This window comes from Ruegeria sp. CG11 (genome assembly GCF_056537245.1).
Genome location: NZ_JBQFRE010000013.1, coordinates 66,292 through 87,440, shown reverse-complemented (window position 1 = coordinate 87,440; position 21,149 = coordinate 66,292). Strand labels below are relative to the sequence as shown.

18 protein-coding genes are annotated in these 21,149 nt (G+C 56.9%); 8 read left to right on the top strand and 10 right to left on the bottom strand.

The genetic code is table 11. The features are described from left to right. Positions 1 to 52 precede the first annotated feature (52 nt). From ACR0KW_RS19365 to ACR0KW_RS19335, 7 genes are all read right to left on the bottom strand, one after another. A complete protein-coding gene (locus ACR0KW_RS19365) occupies positions 53 to 268 on the bottom strand; it encodes a hypothetical protein (protein ID WP_480806447.1) in 216 nt (71 codons plus the stop codon). A 110-nt stretch (positions 269 to 378) separates the two neighbouring features. After that, positions 379 to 831: a hypothetical protein gene (locus ACR0KW_RS19360; RefSeq protein WP_480806446.1), complete on the bottom strand. Its 453-nt coding sequence runs from the start codon at positions 829 to 831 to the stop codon at positions 379 to 381. A gap of 25 nt (positions 832 to 856) precedes the next feature. Then, complete coding sequence (locus ACR0KW_RS19355; RefSeq protein WP_480806445.1) at positions 857 to 1,435, bottom strand: phage portal protein family protein; 579 nt, start codon at positions 1,433 to 1,435, stop codon at positions 857 to 859. Between the two features lie 27 nt (positions 1,436 to 1,462). After that, positions 1,463 to 2,047 carry a hypothetical protein gene (locus ACR0KW_RS19350; protein WP_480806444.1) on the bottom strand — a complete coding sequence of 195 codons (585 nt, stop codon included), beginning with the start codon at positions 2,045 to 2,047 and terminating at the stop codon, positions 1,463 to 1,465. Positions 2,048 to 2,054: 7 nt separating this feature from the next. Continuing rightward, the gene (locus ACR0KW_RS19345; protein ID WP_480806443.1) at positions 2,055 to 2,636 is read right to left on the bottom strand and encodes a hypothetical protein; all 582 of its coding nucleotides are present in this window, start codon (positions 2,634 to 2,636) and stop codon (positions 2,055 to 2,057) included. Then, a complete protein-coding gene (locus ACR0KW_RS19340) occupies positions 2,633 to 3,517 on the bottom strand; it encodes a DMT family transporter (RefSeq protein WP_480806442.1) in 885 nt (294 codons plus the stop codon). The genes ACR0KW_RS19345 and ACR0KW_RS19340 overlap by 4 nt, the downstream gene beginning before the upstream one ends. A gap of 9 nt (positions 3,518 to 3,526) precedes the next feature. Then, entirely contained in the window at positions 3,527 to 4,141 is a 615-nt protein-coding gene (locus ACR0KW_RS19335; protein WP_480806441.1) for a nitroreductase family protein, read from the bottom strand. Positions 4,142 to 4,302: 161 nt separating this feature from the next. Here ACR0KW_RS19335 and ACR0KW_RS19330 point away from each other — a divergent pair, with 161 nt between their 5' ends. After that, entirely contained in the window at positions 4,303 to 5,181 is an 879-nt protein-coding gene (locus ACR0KW_RS19330; RefSeq protein ID WP_480806440.1) for a LysR family transcriptional regulator, read from the top strand. A gap of 241 nt (positions 5,182 to 5,422) precedes the next feature. Here the strand turns inward: ACR0KW_RS19330 and ACR0KW_RS19325 are convergent, their stop codons facing one another. Beyond that, positions 5,423 to 6,763, bottom strand: a complete 1,341-nt coding sequence (locus ACR0KW_RS19325) for a tetratricopeptide repeat protein (protein ID WP_480806439.1) — start codon at positions 6,761 to 6,763, stop codon at positions 5,423 to 5,425. 178 nt (positions 6,764 to 6,941) lie between these two features. Here ACR0KW_RS19325 and gntH point away from each other — a divergent pair, with 178 nt between their 5' ends. From gntH to ACR0KW_RS19295, 6 genes are all read left to right on the top strand, one after another. Then, the gene (gene gntH, locus ACR0KW_RS19320) at positions 6,942 to 8,273 is read left to right on the top strand and encodes a guanitoxin biosynthesis MBL fold metallo-hydrolase GntH (RefSeq protein WP_480806438.1); all 1,332 of its coding nucleotides are present in this window, start codon (positions 6,942 to 6,944) and stop codon (positions 8,271 to 8,273) included. A gap of 688 nt (positions 8,274 to 8,961) precedes the next feature. Then, on the top strand, positions 8,962 to 10,872 hold the full coding sequence (locus ACR0KW_RS19315; RefSeq protein WP_480806437.1) for a hypothetical protein: 1,911 nt from the start codon (positions 8,962 to 8,964) through the stop codon (positions 10,870 to 10,872). Between the two features lie 4 nt (positions 10,873 to 10,876). Continuing rightward, the gene (locus ACR0KW_RS19310) at positions 10,877 to 12,136 is read left to right on the top strand and encodes a HupE/UreJ family protein (protein WP_480806436.1); all 1,260 of its coding nucleotides are present in this window, start codon (positions 10,877 to 10,879) and stop codon (positions 12,134 to 12,136) included. A gap of 130 nt (positions 12,137 to 12,266) precedes the next feature. Beyond that, positions 12,267 to 13,724 (top strand): pyridoxal phosphate-dependent decarboxylase family protein, encoded by a 1,458-nt coding sequence (locus ACR0KW_RS19305; protein WP_480806435.1) that lies wholly within the window; start codon positions 12,267 to 12,269, stop codon positions 13,722 to 13,724. 144 nt (positions 13,725 to 13,868) lie between these two features. Continuing rightward, complete coding sequence (locus ACR0KW_RS19300) at positions 13,869 to 16,943, top strand: response regulator (protein ID WP_480806434.1); 3,075 nt, start codon at positions 13,869 to 13,871, stop codon at positions 16,941 to 16,943. A gap of 3 nt (positions 16,944 to 16,946) precedes the next feature. Next, positions 16,947 to 18,560: an adenylate/guanylate cyclase domain-containing protein gene (locus tag ACR0KW_RS19295; RefSeq protein WP_480806433.1), complete on the top strand. Its 1,614-nt coding sequence runs from the start codon at positions 16,947 to 16,949 to the stop codon at positions 18,558 to 18,560. Positions 18,561 to 18,571: 11 nt separating this feature from the next. Here the strand turns inward: ACR0KW_RS19295 and ACR0KW_RS19290 are convergent, their stop codons facing one another. Further along, the gene (locus ACR0KW_RS19290; RefSeq protein WP_480806432.1) at positions 18,572 to 18,940 is read right to left on the bottom strand and encodes a response regulator; all 369 of its coding nucleotides are present in this window, start codon (positions 18,938 to 18,940) and stop codon (positions 18,572 to 18,574) included. Between the two features lie 96 nt (positions 18,941 to 19,036). Beyond that, on the bottom strand, positions 19,037 to 19,570 hold the full coding sequence (locus ACR0KW_RS19285) for a ZrgA family zinc uptake protein (protein ID WP_480806431.1): 534 nt from the start codon (positions 19,568 to 19,570) through the stop codon (positions 19,037 to 19,039). 232 nt (positions 19,571 to 19,802) lie between these two features. Here ACR0KW_RS19285 and ACR0KW_RS19280 point away from each other — a divergent pair, with 232 nt between their 5' ends. Then, positions 19,803 to 21,074, top strand: a complete 1,272-nt coding sequence (locus tag ACR0KW_RS19280; protein WP_480806430.1) for an imelysin family protein — start codon at positions 19,803 to 19,805, stop codon at positions 21,072 to 21,074. Positions 21,075 to 21,149: the final 75 nt, after the last annotated feature.

Genomic DNA, 21,149 nt, shown 5'->3' with positions numbered 1-21,149 from the left:
TGGCACCACTGCGACCTTGGCAGCGGCGTCCAGGACAGGTGGCGGATCCAGTTTAAAACCCGCTACGGCGACGTTGAAAATCCGCTACGGCGACAATGTGGGTCAAAGCAAACGCGCCGACATAAGCGACGGGCCGAGCCGGAACGCCAATCCGGAAATCTGTGCCCTGCGACTGGCGCTTTGTGGCCTCGATCATTTTCAGGGTGGCGCGGGTCTGACGGGGTGAGAAATAGCCATCGTCGTCAGGATGGATGACCTCATCGATCATGACTGTCAGACGGTGCGTGCTACCGTTACAAAGCGGTGCGCGCTGACTTTGTCCGTCAGCGTGACGGAGATGCTCAGAACGGAAATGGAGGACAAACGCGGCCCCGTGGATCAGACTCCCTGTACGGCGGCGACGGCGTCGATGTAGGCTGTGCCGGGGTTGGCTTCCTGGAACGCGACAGCCTTGCCGTGCACCGCAAGATCTTCCCGATCCACGGACAAGCCATCGGGCGCGGCGAAGGACACATTTGCCGGTCCGGGTTCGTCGCCCAGGTCGGTCTCGCCCTGCGGCACGATCTCGGGCTGCGCGTTCAGGATGTCCTTCAGCAGGTCGGCCGGCGTTGAGGTTTTGTTGGTGCCGTCATCCGAGAAGGAAATCTCGGTCTCAGACAGACCGCCCAGCTCGTCCAGCAGCACAGCCACACTGTCTTTCTGGACCGGCAGCAGCTTATCCTTGGCGACGAGGTCGTCGGCATACGCAACGCTTTCGGTGTGGCGCAGCGCACGCTCGCGCTTGGCCAGATCAGCCTCGCGATTTGCGAGGTCTTTGGGATCTCCACTCACGGTGATCTCCTTTGGTTCAGGTTGGCTAAGGGTTGTTGCCCTTCACTCCGAACCGATGCACCACGAACTTGCGCTGAGGCAGCTTTTCTCCCAGAGCAGGTGACGACCAGGTTAACAAGCGTGGCTGCCAAATCTTGCCGAACACGAACCGGCGCTGATCCAGCGCGGTTAAGTATTCCGGGCGGATGTGCCGACCGTCCCGCATGTATTTCGCCTCGGCCAGGGAAAAGCCCTTGTTGGTAGCGTCCAGAAAGTCCATGCAGATCTGATCAAAAGGCAGATTGGCAAATACGTCCCGAATGAAGTCGGCCGCAGCCAAGTCATCCCTGCCTTCACCACTGGGTTCAACGATCCATTCCCGTCCGATGAGCTTGTGCTTGCGTTTCTGCAGCACAGACCACGCATGGGTATCCCGCTCGATGGCGTCATAAATCTTCAATCCCTCACCGCCGCCCCGCTCGATCAGGGTGCTTTGCGACTTGTGCAGGCGGATCTGGCCAGCCACCATCGGCGGCCGCAGGCGCTCGATCCTCAGTTCCTTATCGGTAATCGGTTGGATCGGATAACAGAGCATTGCCAGACCGGCCTTGGCGGCGCGCTTCATCGCCTCAGTCCGGAAGAACTCCTGAAACTAGACGCTTTCCACGAACCACAGCGTGCATTCGTATTTGCGCTGCATGGCAAGCGCGTCCTCAATGATCACGTCCGGCAGGCGTTTGCGGATCGACGCCTCGACCACATCCAACACGCCGGTCTCGGGGGAATACCCGCCGACAAGAATAGCGCTGGGATCGAGGCTTTTCTTCTTCTTGCCCAGCGACGGGTCGATAACCCCAAAATACAGCCAATCGTGGCGCGTCATGACCCAGTAGGTCATGTCCCGGAATGCGTTGTCACCGTTTATTGGGTTGTTCTGGTATTCCGATTCAAAGCTGTCGTGATCGCCAGCGCGTTCCTTCATAAGGAACAAAAGGCTGTGTATCTCGGGCCAGTTGACGATGGCCCCTTTGCCCATCTCGACCTTGTGCTTCAGGTAGTAGGCGTCGGCCACTGGTTCGTCGTTGAGGTACAGCTCCTCCCACTCGTCCCACAAATCCATGCGGTCAGGCCATTTCAGAAGCGCCTGATACCGGGACACCTGCCAGCCCGGCTTTTTGGAAAACCGGACGATGACAGCATCGAACAGCAGCACGGTGCCCGCGTAGAGCACGTCCATCGTGCCGTCAGTCGGGGCGATAGGGTCCGTGGCGACGGCTCTGGATCTTCTTGCCGGTGCCAAAGCCCTCAACCTTGATGTTGTTGCGGGTGACGATCACGCCCTCGCGCCACGTTCGGCCCGATCCTGCGACCTCGGGAAAGTCGTAGGCAATGCGCGGGTTGATCTCCAGCTCGGCCTTGATCGCCTCGGTCATTACGGCCTCCTGCTCAAAGGCATCCATGATCAGGCAGATGTAGTGTTTCTGCTCGGTCAGGATGCACCACAGCTGAAAGCCCTGACTGATATGGGTGGACTTGGCTGAGCCACGCGGCGCGATGACCAAACGCCGCTGGCTTTCTTTCTCCTGCACCATGGCGGGCAGATCGCGATAGAGTTCCTGATTCAGCAGCGAGGGCGGCTTGCCTAGGTAGTGCGGCATGTAGGCTTCCATGAAGAACCGATAGCTGGTCTCCGGATCCCGCAAGCGCTCCAGCCGGTCAGCCTTGGCGGCCTCATCGACAGCAAAAGCATCCACCTCAAGCTCGATCTTGGCCCGGAAGCTCTGGGCCAGATCGGCAATGCCGTCCAGGAACTCGCGCGCCTTCATGCCTGATAGACCTTCACGATCTCAGTGCCGAATGGCTCAAGGATTTCCTGAAACGCCGCACCGTGGTTGGGGAATCCTATGATTAGGACCAGCGCCGGGTTCAGAAACGTATAGGCGGCAACCCGGGTCGGCCCGATCCGGGTCGTACTCCACTGGAATGCGAAGAATGTTAGGATCGTGGTGAAGATCGACAGATACGCGATTCCGACGAAAACTTGGAATGGGATCGCGGACCATTGGATATCACCCAGTTTTGGAAGAGACAGCAGAAGCAGCCACAACGAACCGGTCGCGAGAATCCAGAAGGTCATTTGGGCCATTGGCTCGCCCCGGTGAAGGGCTTTTACCAGCGTTCCGTAGACCGCAAGCGCAATAGTACCCGCCAAGAACACGATGTCGCCTGCGCTGGACTCAAGCCCCCTGAACGCCTGGGGATCACCCCGGAATATGACCCAGATCGCGCCGACTGTCCCAATGGGCAACGCGACACGCGCCTGCAGTGACATCTTCTCACGCAAGAGTACTGCGGCGATGGTTGCAGTGATTATAGGATTCAGCGCAAATATTGCCGCTGTGTTTAGCGGGGTGGTCATGCGCAGAGATGTGAACATGCACCAAAAGAACGTGACCAAAAGGATGCTGAGCACACCGTACCGCAAAAAATCGGACGCTTTGGGGATAACCAGCCCGTATCGCCATAAAACGATTGGCGCAAACAAGAGGGTCGCAAGCGCAAAGCGTATTAAAGTAAGCACGACGCTGTCGAGCCCACCCGTTATCGCAGCTGCGACTGGAAACGACGTGGCCACCAGAAAGGTCGCTGCCAGCATCACCCCGTGAACCGGCAAGTCCGAGACAGATTTGGTCGGTCTGATCGGCATAACGAACTCCTACTCTGCTGCAATTGTGTTGAAACGGCTTGGAAACGGGCCGGGAAAGGAAATCTGTTCCAGAGACATCCGCCCGCTTGGCGTTTCCCGAACTTTCAGCTCCTCTGGCAAGCGTTCTGCGCCGGCCTGGCGCCCAATCGCGATCCCTATTTCAATCTGGAATCGATCCGGCAGTGCCAGTACATGCGGTACTCGTTCAAAGACAAGACCCGCCATCGCATGAGCTGCATATCCGAGCGCCGCAGCCTGAAGTGCAATCTGCACCCACGCCGCCCCTGCGTCGAAACTGTTGTAACGCGAGAGCTTGTCTGGTCGGTCTTCGTCTCCCGGCATCATCGTGTCCGATACCAGAAAGACCAATGCCGAGGCATCTGTGGCCCAACTCTGGTTGAACGGGTCGAGCAGGGAAACAAAGGCCGACCAATGATCGCTGTGCCGCATTGCATAGAGAAACCGCCACGGCTGAACGTTGAATGCGGAAGGCGCCCAACGGCCGGCTTCCAGAGTGGTAAGAAGATGTGCCTCGGGCATCGCAGAGGCGTCATAGGACCGTGGCGACCAACGCGACAGGAAAAGCGGTTCAATCGGATGGTCCGTGTTTCTTTCAGGGCGCATTTCAGGCTCTTGTGTTTGTTTGCATTGGATCTTTGTTCAGGACGGCACGCGCGGTTCAGACGCCCTGCCGATCTCAGGCAAAAATACACCTACAGGCTTGGGTGGAGAATTCAGTAGTTGGCAACAATACTATTCACTGATAGTGAATAAATATGGATCGCATGACAGCACTCAACGTATTTCGCACCGTGGTAGAGCGTGGCAGCTTTGCAGCGGCTTCCCGTCATCTTGGCCTGTCGCCAGCTGCGGTCAGCAAGAATGTCAGTGAGTTGGAAACGCACCTTTCCGCGCGCCTGATCAACCGGACCACGCGCCGAATGAGCCTGACCGAAGCGGGATCGTTGTATTTCGAACGCGTTGTTCAAATCTTGGACGATTTGAATGACGCGGACGAAACACTCCAAGCCGGCCAGAACACGCCCAGCGGTCTACTGCGTGTCAGTGCTCCGGTGACTGCCACACTTGTTGGCTTGTCGGACGCGATTCCGAAGTTCCTTGACCGCTATCCAGAGGTATCTTTGGATCTGCATCTCGACGACAAACGGGTCAATTTGGTCGAAGAAGGCTTCGACATTGCCCTGCGCGGCAGTGACAATCTTGAGGATTCAGGCCTCATCGCGCGCAAGCTGAAGATCATGGAGCATGTGCTTTGCGCAGCACCTTCATATTTTGACACGCACGGAAGACCGGAGCGGCCCGAAGATCTTTCCCGGCACAATTGCATTCAGTTCAGCTTATCGGACCATGCCGCGAAATGGTCTTTTCAAAACGGAAACCGCTCGGTCAGCGTTCCGGTTAACGGTCGTTACAAGGTGTCTTCCAGCCTTGCCGTGCGCGACGCCCTTCGCGCTGGCTTTGGCCTGAGCCTCATTCCCCGCATGTATGTCGCGGACGACCTTGCGTCGGGCCGACTTTGTACTGCGTTGGAGCACTGGGCACCGAACGAAACCTCACTATACGCGGTGTATCCCTCACGGCGCCATGTCGTCTCAAAGGTCCGGGTGTTTCTGGATTTTCTGGTCGAGGAGTTTGGTTCTTAGTTTGCGCGATCTATCTGGCCGGGGCTGTTCATTAAGGCTGCTAGAAATGCTGTGTATGTCGCCATGCTGCCAGGATGGGATAGTGTTCCGCAGGAAAACGTAGGCCGTTTCCGATTAGCGCGTCACTCTAGCGCCGAGCACGTGGTTCAAGGTGCTTTAACGCCCTTTGTCTACGACTGGAACAGCACTAGCTTTTTGTCCGGGAAATCACACCAAGCTGTTCAATAGCCGCCGCGCCATACTACTGGCTCGTGATGTGTGGCTCTGTTGGCGTGGACCAACCCAACCTGATCAACTCCTGCACAACCGCATCTGCATGTTTCTTATTGCTGTGAACATTTCTGAGCATCTTGTCGATCGGAGCGTTCGGCCAAGCGCGTTCCAGATCAGCAAGCCTTGCGCGGGCCTCTCTATCGCGGCCAAGGGCGGACATCGCGGCAACGGTATAGGCAAGCGATGGGGCACTCAGAGGGTCGCCAAGCTGTTTGGCTTCTTCAAATCTTTCAATTGTTTTGCGGTAGTCGCCAAGATGAAAATTGGCGGCGCCAGAGATGTTTCGGTTGGCAAATCTCTGATTGCTTGAATCCAGCAAGGACTGCCGGTCCGCAATTTCGACAGCCTCTTCAAATTCGCCACTGAAAAGCGCCACTGCCCCCAGAAAATCCAGGACTGCTCCGTCGTCCGGATCTAGATGCGAGGCGCGCCGGCCAAGTGTCAGGGCCGCCTCGTAGTCGCGGTCGGCGAAATAGGCCCAGCTCTTGGCCGATTGGCTCCAGGCCTGATCCGGCGCGAGCCTGACGGCCTCATTTGCCAACTCCATCGCGGCCTTCGCATAGTTGTCTTTGTCTTCTGACGGCGGTGTCAAAACCGCAAGCGTTGCCAATGCCTGCGCGGCACCTGCATAGCCACCGAAATAGTCGGGGTCCAATTCGATCACGCGCTCGAAAACTGACAAAACAAGAAGTTGGCGGGGCCGGTCAAAGATTGGGAAAATCATCGCCCTTGCCTGATTGGCGAGGTTGAAGGCCTGCAGTGCCGTCGGCGACTTTTCATAGATTGCCGCGCGTTGCAGCAAATACGGTTCAGCTGAAGTCAGGTCGCCAGGCGACGGCTCCTGCACCACAGGCCTCTCATCCTGAATTAGAAAAGCCGCCAGAACTGCGCCGATGATGCCGCCTGACGTGAAGGCGGCGACTGGAAACCAGGCCCCTCGGGCTTTTGCCGGGTCCACCATGTCCGGACTGGTCAGGGCAGTCTCAAAGCGAGGGCGATACCCACCGGTATCAATACAAAGGCGAATGGGGTCGTGCTTGCCACTGCCTTCGTAATGCAACTCCAACAGCTGACGAAGACGCCGCGCATCCACGCGCACGATATTCTCGGGATCAACCCCATCTGCCGTGTCGCGGCCATACACGTCCTGAGCGATGGTCTTTCCGCGAATATCCGCACCTCTGCCCGAAAGTTCTTGTTCGACGATATAGGTCAAAAATGCCCGAAATCGGTCAGCGCCTTCCAAATGTGGATCATCCAAAAGGCGGGCGAGTGCGTCACGTTTCTGTAGATCTGAAATCTGGCCCATAGAAACTCTCACATTCCGATTTATGCAATTAAATCGGCGTGAGTCACCTTAATTCTCACCGTGAGTCACTTACCTGCTTTCAATTATAGTCGCACAATTCCCTGAGATTTCATCGGCGGAATGACATTTCCTGACTTTTTCCTGCCGCCTTTTCACGCGTCCAAAAGGGGGAAATCCTATGGCACGACGTTCAGACTTTCGGATATTCAGCAAACATTTCGCGATCGGATTGGCTTTGGGGGCTTGGGCTGTTGCGCCGCAGATCGTCACCGAAACCGTAATAGAGATTGTGACACCGTCTGCTGCCTACGCACAGGAAACAGAAGAGGTGTCTCCGACCATGGTCCGCGACCGCCCACGTGATGTCTATTATCCCAACACCGAGGACCTTGCCGAAGATGAGATGCGCGTGATCGCATGCGGAACCGGTATGCCAACGACGCGGGCGGCCCAGGCCGCAGCGTGTTTCCTTGTCGAACTTGGGAATGGCGACAAGTTCCTGTTCGATATCGGGTCAGGATCGGCCGAGCGGATTTCGTCGCTGCAGATTCCTTACAACTACCTCAACAAAGTCTTCATCGGACACCTGCATACCGACCATTTCGGGGCGCTGCACGATCTGTTCATCGGCGGTGCACTAATGGGTCGGAATGTCCCTCTGCGCGTCTGGGGGCCAAGTGGTCCAGTAGAGGAACTGGGTACAGCCTACGCGTTGGAAAACATGCGCCGAATGCTGACATGGGACTTGGCTGCGCGGGCCGGAAACACGGATTTTCGAGGTTACAGCCTGGAAATCAACGAATTCGACTACAAGGGTGAGAACCAAGTTGTCTACGAGGACAATGGCGTGACGATCCGGTCGTTCCCGGCAATCCATGCCATAGACGGATCAGTCAGCTATGCCCTGGAATGGAACGGTCTGAAATTTGTCTTCAGCTCAGACACCTACCCGAACAAATGGTTCAAGAAATATGCTCAGAACGCTGATATCGCGATACATGAGTGCTTCATTGCGGTGCCGGAACTGGTCACGAAAATGAAATTCACGCCCGAGTCCGCCCTTCTGGTCGGAACACAGGTTCACACCGCCCCCGAAGCGTTCGGAAAAGTCATGAGCGACATCCAGCCGCGCATGGCGGTTGCCTACCATTTTTTCAACGACTTCGACACCGTCAACGGCGTCTATGAAAGAATTCGATCGACCTACGACGGCCCTCTGAGCATGGCGGATGACTTCATGGTCTGGAATGTGACCAAGGACGACATCACCGTTCGCATGGCCGCCACTGAAGAGCGCACATGGGCACCGCCCTTGGCAGCGCCGGCCCAAGCGCCAGACATGCAGGACAGGCTCAATTTCTCGGAAAAAGCCGGTGTTCCACAGGATGCGATGACATTTTCCGAGTTCACACTTGGCGGCGTTGACGATGTGGATGACGTGCTGCGCCCGATTTACGAGGAGGCCTCGGAAGTTCTGGGTCAGGAGTTCCCGTATCCCGGCGACAACTAACCAACTGATTGACCGGCGCGGGCTGAACTGCACGCGCCGGTTTCTTTGCAAACTGTTAGGGACAATAAAATGCGGAGCGCTGCGCACAAACTGATCTTGGCTGGTGTATTGGCTCTGGCCTTTGGACAAAACGTAAGCGCGCAATCATTGGCCCGCTCCGAAGAGGACGAAGGCGCGTGGCGGCATTCGATCACGCCGTACTTGTTCTTGCCATTCAGCACGACGGGTACGTCGACGGTTGATGGCAACAGTGTCGATCTGGACCTGAGCCTGAGTGATGTTCTGGACCTTCTGCAGGGCGCGGCGTCTGTACGTTACGAAGGGTGGAACGGCGATTTCGGGGTCATATCCGAAATCTATTACGTAAAGCTCGGCCAAGATGCGGCGCTGCCGGTTGGTGGCGCGAGCTTAGATGTCGACATCCGACAGACCTTCTTCAACATCCAGGGCGCCTACCGGTTCGCCAACGGTGTCAATGCCTCGAGCCGACGATATGCTGCGGATGCGGCGATTGGCGTCCAATGGAACCGGCTCAAGCAGGAAATCGACATATCGGGTCCGGGGCCGGGCATGACGCTGGGCGGAACGGAAGAGTGGTTCGAGCCGATGATAGCGCTGCGTTACATCACCGAGATCAACGACACCTGGAGTTTCGCCGCCCGCACTGAATTGAGCGGCTTTGGGGTCAATGGCGATGACCTTCAATACCTGGTGCTGGCCGGTTTCGACTGGCAAGGCTGGGAAAACACGTCCTTGCGGTTTGGTTACCAGTTCTATGGAATTGATTATTCCAACGATCGTTCGAGTGGGGAGTTCGCGTATGACGTGGATCAGAATGGTATCTATGCGGCCGTTGCGTTTCATTTCTAAGCATTGCGCGCGCGGTATCGTCGGCCTCTTTCGTGTGCCAGTGCTCGCAGGTCTTGTTTTTGGTGCGAGCCCTGTCGCTGCAGATCTTGTGTCACCCTACGGCGGCGAAACCGCGCCCAACTTTGTCGAATTGTCGGTTGAAGGTGACCATGTCCGGGCAACCCTCGAGATAGACCTAAGCGACTATCCTATTTTTGTTGTTCCCGAGGGTGGCTCAAACACGTCACTGGCGGAACGCACCGGGCGGAATTTCCACATCGTGGCTGACGGAAAAGAACTTGAAAGCACAACGCAGACGATTGATGTCCGGCCCAGAGTTCTCAGGCAGACAGCAGCCAGCACTCTCGTTGCGCCGCGTCCGCGCAGCGAGAACGTGGTATTTGTGGATATGGTATTTCCGTTTCAGGGCAAACCGGAACGGATCACATTTACCCCTCCGCTGAACTCTGACGGTATGCCCTTGGCCTCTATTGGCGTGGTCGCCCAGCACCAAGGCGTACCGGTTACGGATTACCGGTATCTGTCGCAGCCTGAGACGATGCTGCCGGATTGGGACGACCCGTGGTTCACAACATTCGAAAACCCCAATCTGACCCGTCACCACAAATCCCCGATGATGTCCTTTCTTGCGATGGAACCGCGTGTGGTGCGGCACGAGATCATTTTTCGCCTGAAAGATTTTGAGAAATGGACCAATCTGGATCTTGGACAAGGCGAGCGTCTGACACCAGATCAGGTCGCAGCTATCAAGGCGAACGCTTCAGAATTTTTTGCACAACGGAACCCGCTCATCATTGATGGCAAGCTGCAGACTCCTGATACGGTGCAGGTTTCCCGTATCGAGGTAGGAGCAGAAGGCTTACGTCTGGTTCCGGAAGAGGCAGAGGCAAATCGAAATACGATGCTGCTGGGTGTCGTCCTGTCCTACCCGACAACGATATTGCCAAGCAGTGTGGATATGACCTGGGAATTGTTTCCCGAAGGTTTGGAAATCATTCCGGTAACACTCAGCGATCCAGCCGGGGCAGTTCCGTCTCAAATCTATCAATCCGATCCGATCGTAAATTGGAACAATCATCTGACGTCCTGGAAAGACCCTAAAACGGGTCCGGTCGTCGTGAGAACGGCAGGCTTGGTTCAAGTGCCGTTGTTAACTTTGGGGTTGGGTTTTCTGACCGTGGTTTTCGCCATTCTCGCATGGAACAGAACAGCGCGTCCGCGATACCTTGCCCTGGGTCTTGCAGGTGCGCTTGGTGTCGCCGCAGCGATTGCTTATCCACTGAAACACTCACTGCCCTTGATCACCGAACCGCAACCCGACGAGGTCGCCTCGCATCAGGTTGTAGAGGGCCTGTTGACCAATATGAGCACAGCGATGCTTGAGACGCAGAACGACAAGGTCACCGCCGCGCTGGAACCATTCGTCGAAGAGGGCAATCGCGACGACGTGCGCGCCGAAATGCGCCGGGGTTTGTCGGTGACGTTGCCATCAGGTGCATTGGCACGCGTGGAAGATATCTCGGATTTGAACGTCGAGAGTTTTCTGCCGCAGGGGGGAAAGAACCAGCATCAGGTCCTGGCCAATTGGACAGCCCGCGTCAGCGGTGGCCATTGGGGTCACCTGCACAGACGCGCTGTTTTCTATCGTGGTATGTTCAACGTCTCGCGCCACGGCGAACAGTGGAAACTGGACGGGTTGACGATACTCAGTGCGAAAACGGAAGGGTAATTCAATGAATAACGCGAAGCTCTTCTTGATTGCACTGCTGGCAGTGGGGGTTCTTTTTTGCGCGGGCAGTGCAAAGGCACATTTCAATCTGAACCAGAATGTCCGCATTCATCACGTGGTGCATTCTGAGAGCGGTCTTGATGTCTATTTGCGCCTGCCGATGCCATACGTGGTGGCCGAACTTGTCGGCCCTGAAGGCCCGGACGGGCTGCCCGAGCCCGCGCCCTATACGTATAACCAACTCGAAGACGGTGTGCTGATGCACTATTTGGATCAGTCCGCGTTGCGAAATGATCCACTTGGACTGGCTCGCATCGCGGCCGACGCCCTTTCGCTGTCAGTTGAGGGTCAGGAACAGGCCGCCGACATTGTTTCGCTGCGTCTGCACACTCTGGGGCAGGAACCCGGCTTTGCGACCCTGGACGAGGCACGCGCGGCGCTTGCCGATGGGGATGTCTTTCCATCAACCGATGAGACCTATGTCGGCGGCATCATGGTGGATCTGCACCTTCATTTTGCTGCCGAGCAAGTGCAGGGCTACAGCATTTCTCATTCCTCGAACCCTGGGCTTGAGGGACAGGAAGATACGGCGAACCTGATCCTGGACTACAACGGGCAGAATGTTCGGACGTACCGCGCCACCGGGTTGATGCATACTCCCGTCAATGTAACGGGATCAGCAACCGCCGCCGCCTCGACCTTTTTAGTTGAGGGGGTTCGGCACATTCTGGAAGGCCCGGACCATGTCCTGTTCGTGCTCTGCATGATCATAGGCGCCCTGAACCTGCACAGCCTTCTCGCTCGTGTCACCGGGTTTACCCTGGGCCACACGGTCACGCTGATCCTTGGTTTCTTCGGCATCGCCCCAAGCGGTGCGTGGTTCATCCCGACCGTCGAGTTGGCGATTGCGCTGTCCATCATTTACGCCGCTGCAATGGCTGTTTGGCCGCCAGAGAAAGGGCACGGAGACCTGAAGGCATTCGCAATCACCTCAGGAATCGGATTGCTGCACGGGTTTGGTTTTTCCTTCATGTTGCACCAGGTCCTGCGCGTGGATGCGCCAAACGTCTGGCACAGCCTGCTGGCCTTCAATGTAGGTGTCGAGGTTGGGCAAGTGATGATCGTGTTGCTGGTCTGGCCAGTGGTGTTGTTTCTGCGTCGCCAACCGGGCCGTGTCTGGGTCAATTCCCGCGCCGCTGTGGCGGTCTGTGCCAGCCTGATCGCGATGGTTTGGGTCGTTCAGCGGGCAGAGTTTTTCCTGTGATGACTGGGCACAGGTTCCCGAAACCGGTGCACCAGCCCAGAGCCGCCTGCGCGGAAGTTCAAAGACAGGAATAGATTGCTCCGAATGCAATTCTCCCGCACGCTTTACTAAGAAAGAGAGGTTGCAGCGCATGAGGAATATCAAAGAAGAAACGCTCGACCCGGAAGATTGGGAGGAAGCTCGCGCTCTTGCACATGTCGTGGTGGATGAAGCTGTCGATCATTTGAAACAGGTGCGCGAACGCCCCGCTTGGCGCCCCATGCCCGATGACGTTCGCGCACAGCTCAGGGCAGGTTTGCCAGAAGCCCCCAGCTCTTTGGAACAGGTCTATGGCGACTATCGGGACCTCGTGCGTGCCTACCCGATGGGCAATATTCATCCCCGGTTCTGGGGGTGGTACATGGGGGCAAGCAATTTCACCGGGGCGTTGGGTGATTTCCTTGCAGCCGTTGAGGGCAGCAATCTTGGCGGAGGGAACACAGGTGCGGCGCAGGTCGAACAACAGGTTGTCGATTGGTTGAAGGAAATCGCGGGCTTTCCGGAAAGTGCCAGCGGAACCCTGACCAGCGGCGGGTCGATGGCGAACCTCGTCGCACATACGGTCATCCGGAACCTCGCCGCCGGGTTTGATGTGCGCAAAGAAGGTATCGCAGCCCTGGAAAAGCCGCTGAGGTTTTACGCCTCTGATCAGGTTCATAGCTGCCACCAAAAAGCGTTCGAGACCCTTGGCCTTGGTGCAAAAACACTGGTGGAGGTGCCTAGCGACGACCGCCAGCGGATCAGACTCGATGCGCTGGAGGTTGCGATTTCCGAAGACCGCGCAAAGGGATTTCAGCCCGCTTGCGTCATCGGCACGGCAGGAACCACAAACACCGGAGCCATAGACGACCTGACCGCCCTTGCCGATCTGTGTGACCGAGAGCGGCTTTGGTTTCATGTGGATGGGTGTATCGGCGGTGTGCTGCGCCTTGCCCCCGACCACGCGCATCTTGTTTCCGGGATCGAGCGGGCAGGCTCTGTCGCGATCGATCCCCACAAATGGCTACATGCGCCATTTGAGGCCGGAGCGGTTCTGATCAAGGACCGCAGTGCCCATTTCTCGACCTTCGAAATGCACGGCGACTATCTGCAACTCCAAGAGCGCGGGATGCTCGCAGGCGAGTTTCTTGCCGACTATGGTTTGGAACTCAGCCGTGGTTTCCGGGCGCTGAAAATCTGGATGTCTCTCAAAGAACAGGGTGCCGCCAAGTTCGGGCGCCTGATTTCCCAAGACATCGCGTTTGCGCGCTATATGGCGCGTCAGATCGAAGCGCACCCGATGCTGGAACTGGTCGCACCGGTAGACCTCAACATCGTTTGCTTCCGCCATGTGGCGGCGGATGAGGATGCGGCCAAAGCGCTGAACACGGAGATAATGCTGCGGCTTCAGGAACGCGGCCTTGCTGTTCCGTCGGACACGACTGTGCAAGGCAAGCATGGGCTTCGCTGTGCCTTCAACAACCACCGAACGCGACATGAGGATATCGACGGCTTCTTGCGCGACGTGGTGCGCGTGGGCGAAGAGATCACCGCAGAACACGCCCGATAGAGTATTCCGCGGCCTCCGGCACGCATGGACGGGATGCAACAACCTTGTTTTGCTCCGGCATTTCCTTTCAACTGCTAAAAAGTCAGGCAACCATGTACGGGTGTTTCACTGACGTGCTGGTCTCACCAACGGGAGAGCGCATATATGAACCGATCCGACGGTCACGCTGTGTCAAAAGGGGATAGCGCGAAATGGGCGCTGCTGGACGAGATCGCCTCTCTTACGGCTGAGACGCCGGGATCGGATCAGTTGCTTTTCGAAATAGCGCGTCGCATGAAAGCTGCGTTGAATGCTGATGAATGTACTTTGGCGTTGCTCGACACAAGTGGGCGTTCTTTCCGCGAAGCCACAGTTGCAGGGTCTCCCCACGACCGAACTGTTTGGAACGACGCGCCGATCCAGGTGTCACCCGGCCCCGTTGGCGAGGTCTTGCAGAGCGGCAAACTGCAACTGCTTCATAACGCGCCGATCGATAACAGTGCCGCCTCTGCCGTTGCGTCGTTGGTGCTGCCGATAAAAGCCCTTGGCCGGGTCCTAGGTGCCATCACTTTTCGCACCAGTCACTCTGCGGGTTTTACCGAGGACGATATTGATTTTGCACAACGCGCTGCGATCCACTGCGCTGTGGCTTTGCTGGACAGTCAGACGCGATTTGAGGAGCCAGAACAAGCATTGGGCCGGATCGTCGATGCCATAGACACGATCCCGGAAGGTTTTGCCCTGTACGATTCCAATGATCGCCTGGTTTTGGCCAACGAGACTTATCGAAAGATGCTGTACCCGGGCCACGAAGATCTGGTCAAACCGGGTATGACCTTTGAACAGGTTGTTCGAAAAGCTCTGTCGCTCAATGTGATCGCGGATGCGGTCGGACGTGAGGAAGAGTGGCTGGCGCAACGGCTGAAACGTCACGACCATCCCCAAGGCACCCAGATGCAAAGCCGGACATCTGGGGGTTGGATCAAGATCAGCGAGCGCAAGACCCCTGATAACGGAACGGTCGCAATCTACAGCGATGTCACCGAGCTGAAAAAAGTCGAAGCGCGCAATGCCGAGCTTGCCCAGATACCCGAGGAAAACCCCAATCCGGTGATGTGTATCAGCGCAGACGGAAAGCTGCTGTTTGCCAACAAAGCCAGCGAACCGATGCTGGAAGCATTGGGTCTCAAAGTCGGGGCGAAGGTCACAGAGGACTGGCTGGCGCGCGTCAAGACAGGATTGCAGGAAAACAAACGGCAGGACTTTGAATGCCATGCCGATGGCATGGTCTACGCGTTATTGCTCTGGCCGGTCCCGGACGCCAAGCACGTCAATCTATACGGACGGGACGTCACGCAACTTAGGCAGGCCGAAAAGCGGATGCGCGAATTGGCGCGCATTCCTGAAGAAAACCCCAACCCGGTCTTGCGCATCACCGATCAGGGCAAACTGATCTACGCCAACAAGGCCAGCGCTCCTTTGGTCGAAGCGCTTCAGCTGAAGGTCGGCGACCGGGTGGGAACGGGGTGGCGCAAGCGCGTTGCCAAAGGTTTGCACGAGGATCGAAGGCAAGATTTCGAATATGAGGCCGGTGGTCTGATCTATGCCCTGTTGCTGTGGCCGGTTCCGGAAGGCGGTTATGCAAATATCTACGGCCGGGATATCACCGCCCAAAAGCAGGTGGAAAGCGAACTGCGGGTGGCAAAGGATATCGCCGAAACGGCCAATAAGACCAAAAGCACATTCCTTGCCAATATGAGCCACGAACTTCGAACGCCGTTGAATGCGATCATCGGATACAGTGAGCTGATGCTGGAAGAAGCCATCGATCAGAATGACGAAGCAAACCTTGGTGATCTGCGAAAAATACAATCTGCCGGCAAACACCTGCTTGCCCTTATCAACGACATTCTGGACCTGTCCAAGATCGAAGCCGGCAAGATGGAGTTCGATCTGGAGCCGTTCGATGTTTACCGTATGATTGACGACGTCAGCACAACGGTGCATCCATTGGCCGAAAAGAACGGCAACGCGCTTGAGGTTCTGTGCCCCGAGGACATTGGCGAAATGATATGCGACCTGACCAAAGTGCGTCAGGCGTTGCTCAATCTTCTGTCCAATGCCTGCAAATTCACCGAGCACGCCAAGATCACGCTGTCGGTTCGCCGGTCGGCTGAGGAAGACCAGCTGGAATTCGCAGTGGCCGATCAGGGCATCGGTATGTCACCTGAACAAGTCGACAAGGTCTTTGACGCATTCACTCAGGCGGATTCATCCACCACCCGGAATTATGGTGGAACCGGCTTGGGGCTGTCGATCACCAAGGTCTTCTGCGAGCAACTGGGCGGCAACATTCACTGCACCAGTTCTCTCGGAGAAGGGTCGACTTTTACCATTCGTCTTCCGAGTATCTGCCGCGACCCGTCCATCGCCCACCTTAGCGATGTGGAGTATGCAACAGACCATCCGCGAGACGATCCAAATGATCCTCTGGTTCTTATGATCGACGACGACCCGACAGTGCACGACCTATTGGAGCGGCGGCTGCGCAAGGAAGGGTACCGGGTTCTTTCCTCGACCAAGGGTGAGGACGCACTGAAGCTGGCCCGAGAGGCCAAGCCGGACGCCATTACGCTGGATGTGTTCATGCCCAAGATTGACGGCTGGGCCGTGTTGTCCCAGCTGAAAGACGATCCGGAGCTGGCCGACATACCGGTCATCATGCTGACATTCGCAGAGGACCGCACCAAGGGCTTGTCGCTGGGCGCCAGTGAATACTTGGGCAAACCCATCGACACGCTCGAACTTCTGAATGCTCTGAAAGAGCATTGCCCGACCCGGCCATCCCGCCGGGCGCTGGTCGTGGAAGATGAGGCCGCAACGCGTGAAATGATCGGCCGCGTCCTTGGCAAGGAAGGCTGGCAAGTCGAACAGGCTGTCAATGGACTGGACGCCCTTCAACAACTTGCCAAATCCGTGCCGGACGCCATTCTGCTGGATCTCATGATGCCCCAGATGGACGGGTTTGAGTTTCTGGCAGGGATGAGGAAGAACCCGGACTGGGCGGCGATACCGGTCATCGTTGTCACGGCAAAAACGCTGTCAAACGAGGATCGCGCGCGGCTGAGCGGATCGGTCGAAGTGCTGATCCGCAAGGACGGGGATGAGGTCGAAACCCTCGTCTACCAATTGAAGAAACTCCTGGCGACTTCCCGGCCTGCAACAGCAAGGGAAACCTAAGTCGTGAATGGTGGTCGCGAAAACCAAGCTCAGCACGCAAAGGCGGTGTGGCTTGCGAATTTGCGCCAAAACCTGATTTCACCGGTCAGCGCTATCGTCGGCTTCAGCGAAATGATTCAAAGCGAAGCCGGTCGTCTGGCGAGGGTCGAAGCAGTTTCGGATCTGAACCGGATTTCCCAAGCGACGACTGAACTGAACACGCTGGTCGACCGGCTTTTGCACCCTGAGATGGCTTTGAAACTGACGGGCGGCGGCGACGAGAGTTTAAAACGGCTGCGCCATGATCTGCGAACCCCGATGAATGCAATCAAGGGCTACAGCGAGATGCTGCTGGAGGATCTGGATGACCTGAACGCCAAGCATCTGGAAGCGGACTTGCTTGGGCTTCTCGAACATACCGACGCCCTTCTGAAACAAATCGACGAGCTTGCGACATTGTCTGACGATCCGCCGGACGGAGACGCCGCGGTTCCCGAAGCACCGCCAGACTCCGCTGCGATGTTCGCAAATCTGGTTCAGAGCATGGCTCCCCTCGCCCCAATCGCCGACACCGGTGCACTAACCGGTAACATCCTTGTCGTCGATGATGTCGAGGCCAACCGGGATTTGCTGGCGCGCCGGTTAAAGCGGGATGGGCATCAGGTCTGGACCGCTGCCGGAGGGTACTCCGCCCTTGAACTAATGTCTCAATATCCGTTCGATCTGGTTCTGCTTGATCTGATGATGCCGGATGTCAATGGCTTTGACGTTTTGGCCCTATTGAAACAAGATGACATCCTTCGGGATATCCCTGTCATCATGATTTCGGCCCTGGATGAGATCGAGAGCGTCGCGCGCTGTATTGAGGCCGGCGCCGAGGATTACCTGCCGAAACCCTTTAACCCGATCCTGCTACAAGCCCGGATAAACGCCTCGTTGGAGAAGAACCGCTTTCGCGAGCGTGAACGCCATTACTTTGAGCAGATGGAAGCGGAAAAGCAAAAGTACAAAGACCTTTTGCTTAGCATTCTGCCGCAACAAATCGTGACGCGGCTGAATGACGGTGAGGCAGCAATCGCTGATCGCCACGACGACGTCACCATCCTGTTCTCGGATATCGTTGGCTTTACCGAGATGTCGGCAAAACTGCCCCCTGCGCGTGTGGTTTTCTACCTCAACCGGATTTTTTCAGGCTTCGACCAAATCGCGACAGAACTTGGCATTGAGAAGATCAAAACGATCGGTGACGCATATATGGTCGCCGCCGGTGTGCCGGATGACCGCGAAGATCATGCCGAAGTGATCGTCGAGATGGCGTTCCGGATGCTCTCGCAGGTCGAATCGCTGAACGGTGAAATGGATTACCCGATGCACATCAGGATTGGCGTACACAGTGGCCCCGTGGTTGCCGGTATAATCGGGTCGCACCGTTTCCTCTACGATGTCTGGGGAGACACGGTTAATGTCGCCAGCCGCCTTGAAACTACCGGCGCGCCCGGGCGGGTGCAGGTTTCAGAGGCCACCGCCAGACGGGTCGAGCATCTATTTGATGTTTCCGACCCCATCGACACAAGAATTAAAGGCAAGGGTCGGGTCAGAACCTACTATGTCATCCAACGCAAAAATTCTGCGGATTGAGCGATTCTGCGTCAGGATGCAGGTAGCAATTTTGCCATCTTTTCCAGCAGACGGCTAAACTCAACCGGTTTGGTATCGAAGTCGTCGCAACCTGCCTCCAGCGCCTTCTCGCGATCACTGGCCATCGCATGTGCCGTCAGCGCAACCACCGGGATCGAAGCTGTCTCAGGCGCCGCCTTGATACGCCGCGTCGCCTCCCACCCATCAATTTCCGGCAAGCTCATATCCATCAATATGATGTCCGGTGTTTCGCTGTCGGCCATCGAAACACCCTCCAACCCATCTTTCGCGACAACGACAAGGTAACCTTTACGCGCCAATCTTCGCGACAGCATATCGCGGTTCATTTCGTTGTCTTCAACCAACAGAACTTTGGTCAAGGCCCCCCCCTGCGCCTTAGCGCCTTTTGACCGCCCAGTGATTCAGGCCACCGTTTCGGTGACCGCCGCCGCTAACAGAACTGTTGCACCATGCGCCTACAAGGGCAAGTTTGGCATGGATCGTGTGAGCTCGTGCATTTGTATCTCGCCGGACCGATCAACCTTTACGGTCAGTTTTTGAGCATTCGGAAACCGCTCAAAATAGGCGAACCTGATGGCCTCGACCATGTCGATCGTTTGGCATTGAATCTGGTAGTCGGCCTGAAATTCGGTGTGCGGGTCCTGATCTGATGCCGGGGCGACATCGGCCTCGGGACCAAGCCCTTCTGCCAGAAGTGTAACATTGGCGGCTGCCGTGAAACACTCTGCGTCTTCTGGCAGGACAAACAATTCCAGCGGCTTGGACAGAACGGAAATCGCACCGGCGACCAGGGTCCGATCCTCATCGGTTTGTGCCGGGCGCTCAAACCCAATGATATCCGCAGCAGGCACCGCAAGCGACAAGGACAACTCGGCCCCCGAGATCGCTATATCCAAATGACCGGTACCATGTTCATGCTCAATCCCGGCTTGTGTCTGCGACAGCGCGACCGCGGGGATCAGAGTCAGGGCGAGAGCTGCGCTTCTCATAAACAGGCACCACCTACCAAGGAATCACGGGTTTTATCTTAATATGTTTCAAAAGCGGCGCAATCTCGGCCCGGGCCAAGCCACCCCGCCAAATATGGGGAGGGCAAATGTCAGCTAACCCGATAATAAAACTCAGGTTGACATAGCTGACTAAATAACTCAGGTATGCACCCCATATGCGTCGCACAGGCGGCGTCTGTGAAATTATATCTGACAGGAAAGCGTCACCCTTATGACCCGATTTTTCGCCGCCACCAGCGCCTTGACCCTTGGCATCGCATCCGCAGCCGTTGCGACCGACGCCCCGTCGAAGGCTGATATTCTGACCACCTATGCGAATATTGCCGAAGCCAAATACGATGACAGCCTGATCGCGGCCAAAGCCCTGCAAGAGGCGGTGAACACCCTGATCGCCGAGCCGTCCGACGCCACTCTGAACGCAGCGCGAGCCGCTTGGATTGCTGCGCGTGTGCCCTATCAGCAGACCGAGGTCTATCGTTTCGGCAACGCCATCGTTGACGACTGGGAAGGCAAGGTGAACGCATGGCCGCTGGATGAAGGCCTGATCGACTATGTCGACGCGGCATATGGCGGTCCGAGCGATGAAAACGAATTCGCCGCGCTGAACGTGATCGCCAATCCCAGCTTCGAACTGTCGGGAGCAACCATCGACGCCAGCGAAATCACACCCGAGCTGCTGGCCGAAACCCTGCACGAAGCCGACGGGATCGAGGCGAACGTCGCCACCGGCTATCACGCCATCGAATTCCTGCTGTGGGGTCAGGACATGAACGGCCACGGCGCGGGTGCAGGCAACCGCCCGTATACCGACTATATCCGAGGTGACGACTGTACTGGCGGCAATTGTGACCGCCGTGCTCAGTATCTGAGCGCCGCAACTCAGTTGCTGGTCAGCGATCTGGAATGGATGGCCGCTCAATGGGCCGAAGGCGGCGAAGCACGCGCTGCGCTGTCCGCGGATGAAACCGCAGGCGTAAGCGCCATCCTGACCGGCATGGGTTCGCTGTCCTATGGTGAACAGGCAGGTGAGCGGATGCGTCTGGGCCTGATGCTGAACGATCCCGAGGAAGAGCATGATTGCTTCTCGGACAACACCCACAACAGCCACTACTATGATGGGCTGGGCATTCAGAACGTCTATCTGGGCAGCTATACCCGTATCGACGGCACCCCGGTCAGCGGCGCGTCGCTATCGGATCTGGTGATCGCCTCCGATCCTTCGCTGGATGCTGAAATGAAGGTCAAACTGGCCAACACCATGCAGGCACTGGGCCGTTTGAAATCGACCGCCGAGGCCGGCTTTGCCTATGACCAGATGCTTGAACGCGGCAATGAAGGTGGAGAGTTGCTGATCATGGGCGGCGTCGATGGCCTGGTCGACCAGACCAAAACCATCGAGCGGATCGTGACCACTCTGGGGCTGGACCAGATCAGCTTCGAAGGCTCGGACAGCCTGGATAACCCCGACGCGGTCTTCCAGTAAACTATGGGGCCGGAAGCATGAGAGGCTTCATGCTTCCGGCCACAAAAGTTTTGACTGGACAGCAGGACAATACCT

Excerpts from the sequence above, each read along its gene's own strand:
- ACR0KW_RS19365 (WP_480806447.1), bottom strand. The coding sequence starts at position 268 with ATGATCGATGAGGTCATCCATCCTGACGACGATGGCTATTTCTCACCC.
- ACR0KW_RS19355 (WP_480806445.1), bottom strand. The coding sequence starts at position 1,435 with ATGAAGCGCGCCGCCAAGGCCGGTCTGGCAATGCTCTGTTATCCGATC.
- ACR0KW_RS19350 (WP_480806444.1), bottom strand. The coding sequence starts at position 2,047 with ATGGACGTGCTCTACGCGGGCACCGTGCTGCTGTTCGATGCTGTCATC.
- ACR0KW_RS19345 (WP_480806443.1), bottom strand. The coding sequence starts at position 2,636 with ATGAAGGCGCGCGAGTTCCTGGACGGCATTGCCGATCTGGCCCAGAGC.
- ACR0KW_RS19340 (WP_480806442.1), bottom strand. The coding sequence starts at position 3,517 with ATGCCGATCAGACCGACCAAATCTGTCTCGGACTTGCCGGTTCACGGG.
- ACR0KW_RS19335 (WP_480806441.1), bottom strand. The coding sequence starts at position 4,141 with ATGCGCCCTGAAAGAAACACGGACCATCCGATTGAACCGCTTTTCCTG.
- ACR0KW_RS19330 (WP_480806440.1), top strand. The coding sequence starts at position 4,303 with ATGACAGCACTCAACGTATTTCGCACCGTGGTAGAGCGTGGCAGCTTT.
- ACR0KW_RS19325 (WP_480806439.1), bottom strand. The coding sequence starts at position 6,763 with ATGGGCCAGATTTCAGATCTACAGAAACGTGACGCACTCGCCCGCCTT.
- gntH (WP_480806438.1), top strand. The coding sequence starts at position 6,942 with ATGGCACGACGTTCAGACTTTCGGATATTCAGCAAACATTTCGCGATC.
- ACR0KW_RS19315 (WP_480806437.1), top strand. The coding sequence starts at position 8,962 with ATGGCGATGACCTTCAATACCTGGTGCTGGCCGGTTTCGACTGGCAAG.
- ACR0KW_RS19310 (WP_480806436.1), top strand. The coding sequence starts at position 10,877 with ATGAATAACGCGAAGCTCTTCTTGATTGCACTGCTGGCAGTGGGGGTT.
- ACR0KW_RS19305 (WP_480806435.1), top strand. The coding sequence starts at position 12,267 with ATGAGGAATATCAAAGAAGAAACGCTCGACCCGGAAGATTGGGAGGAA.
- ACR0KW_RS19300 (WP_480806434.1), top strand. The coding sequence starts at position 13,869 with ATGAACCGATCCGACGGTCACGCTGTGTCAAAAGGGGATAGCGCGAAA.
- ACR0KW_RS19285 (WP_480806431.1), bottom strand. The coding sequence starts at position 19,570 with ATGAGAAGCGCAGCTCTCGCCCTGACTCTGATCCCCGCGGTCGCGCTG.
- ACR0KW_RS19280 (WP_480806430.1), top strand. The coding sequence starts at position 19,803 with ATGACCCGATTTTTCGCCGCCACCAGCGCCTTGACCCTTGGCATCGCA.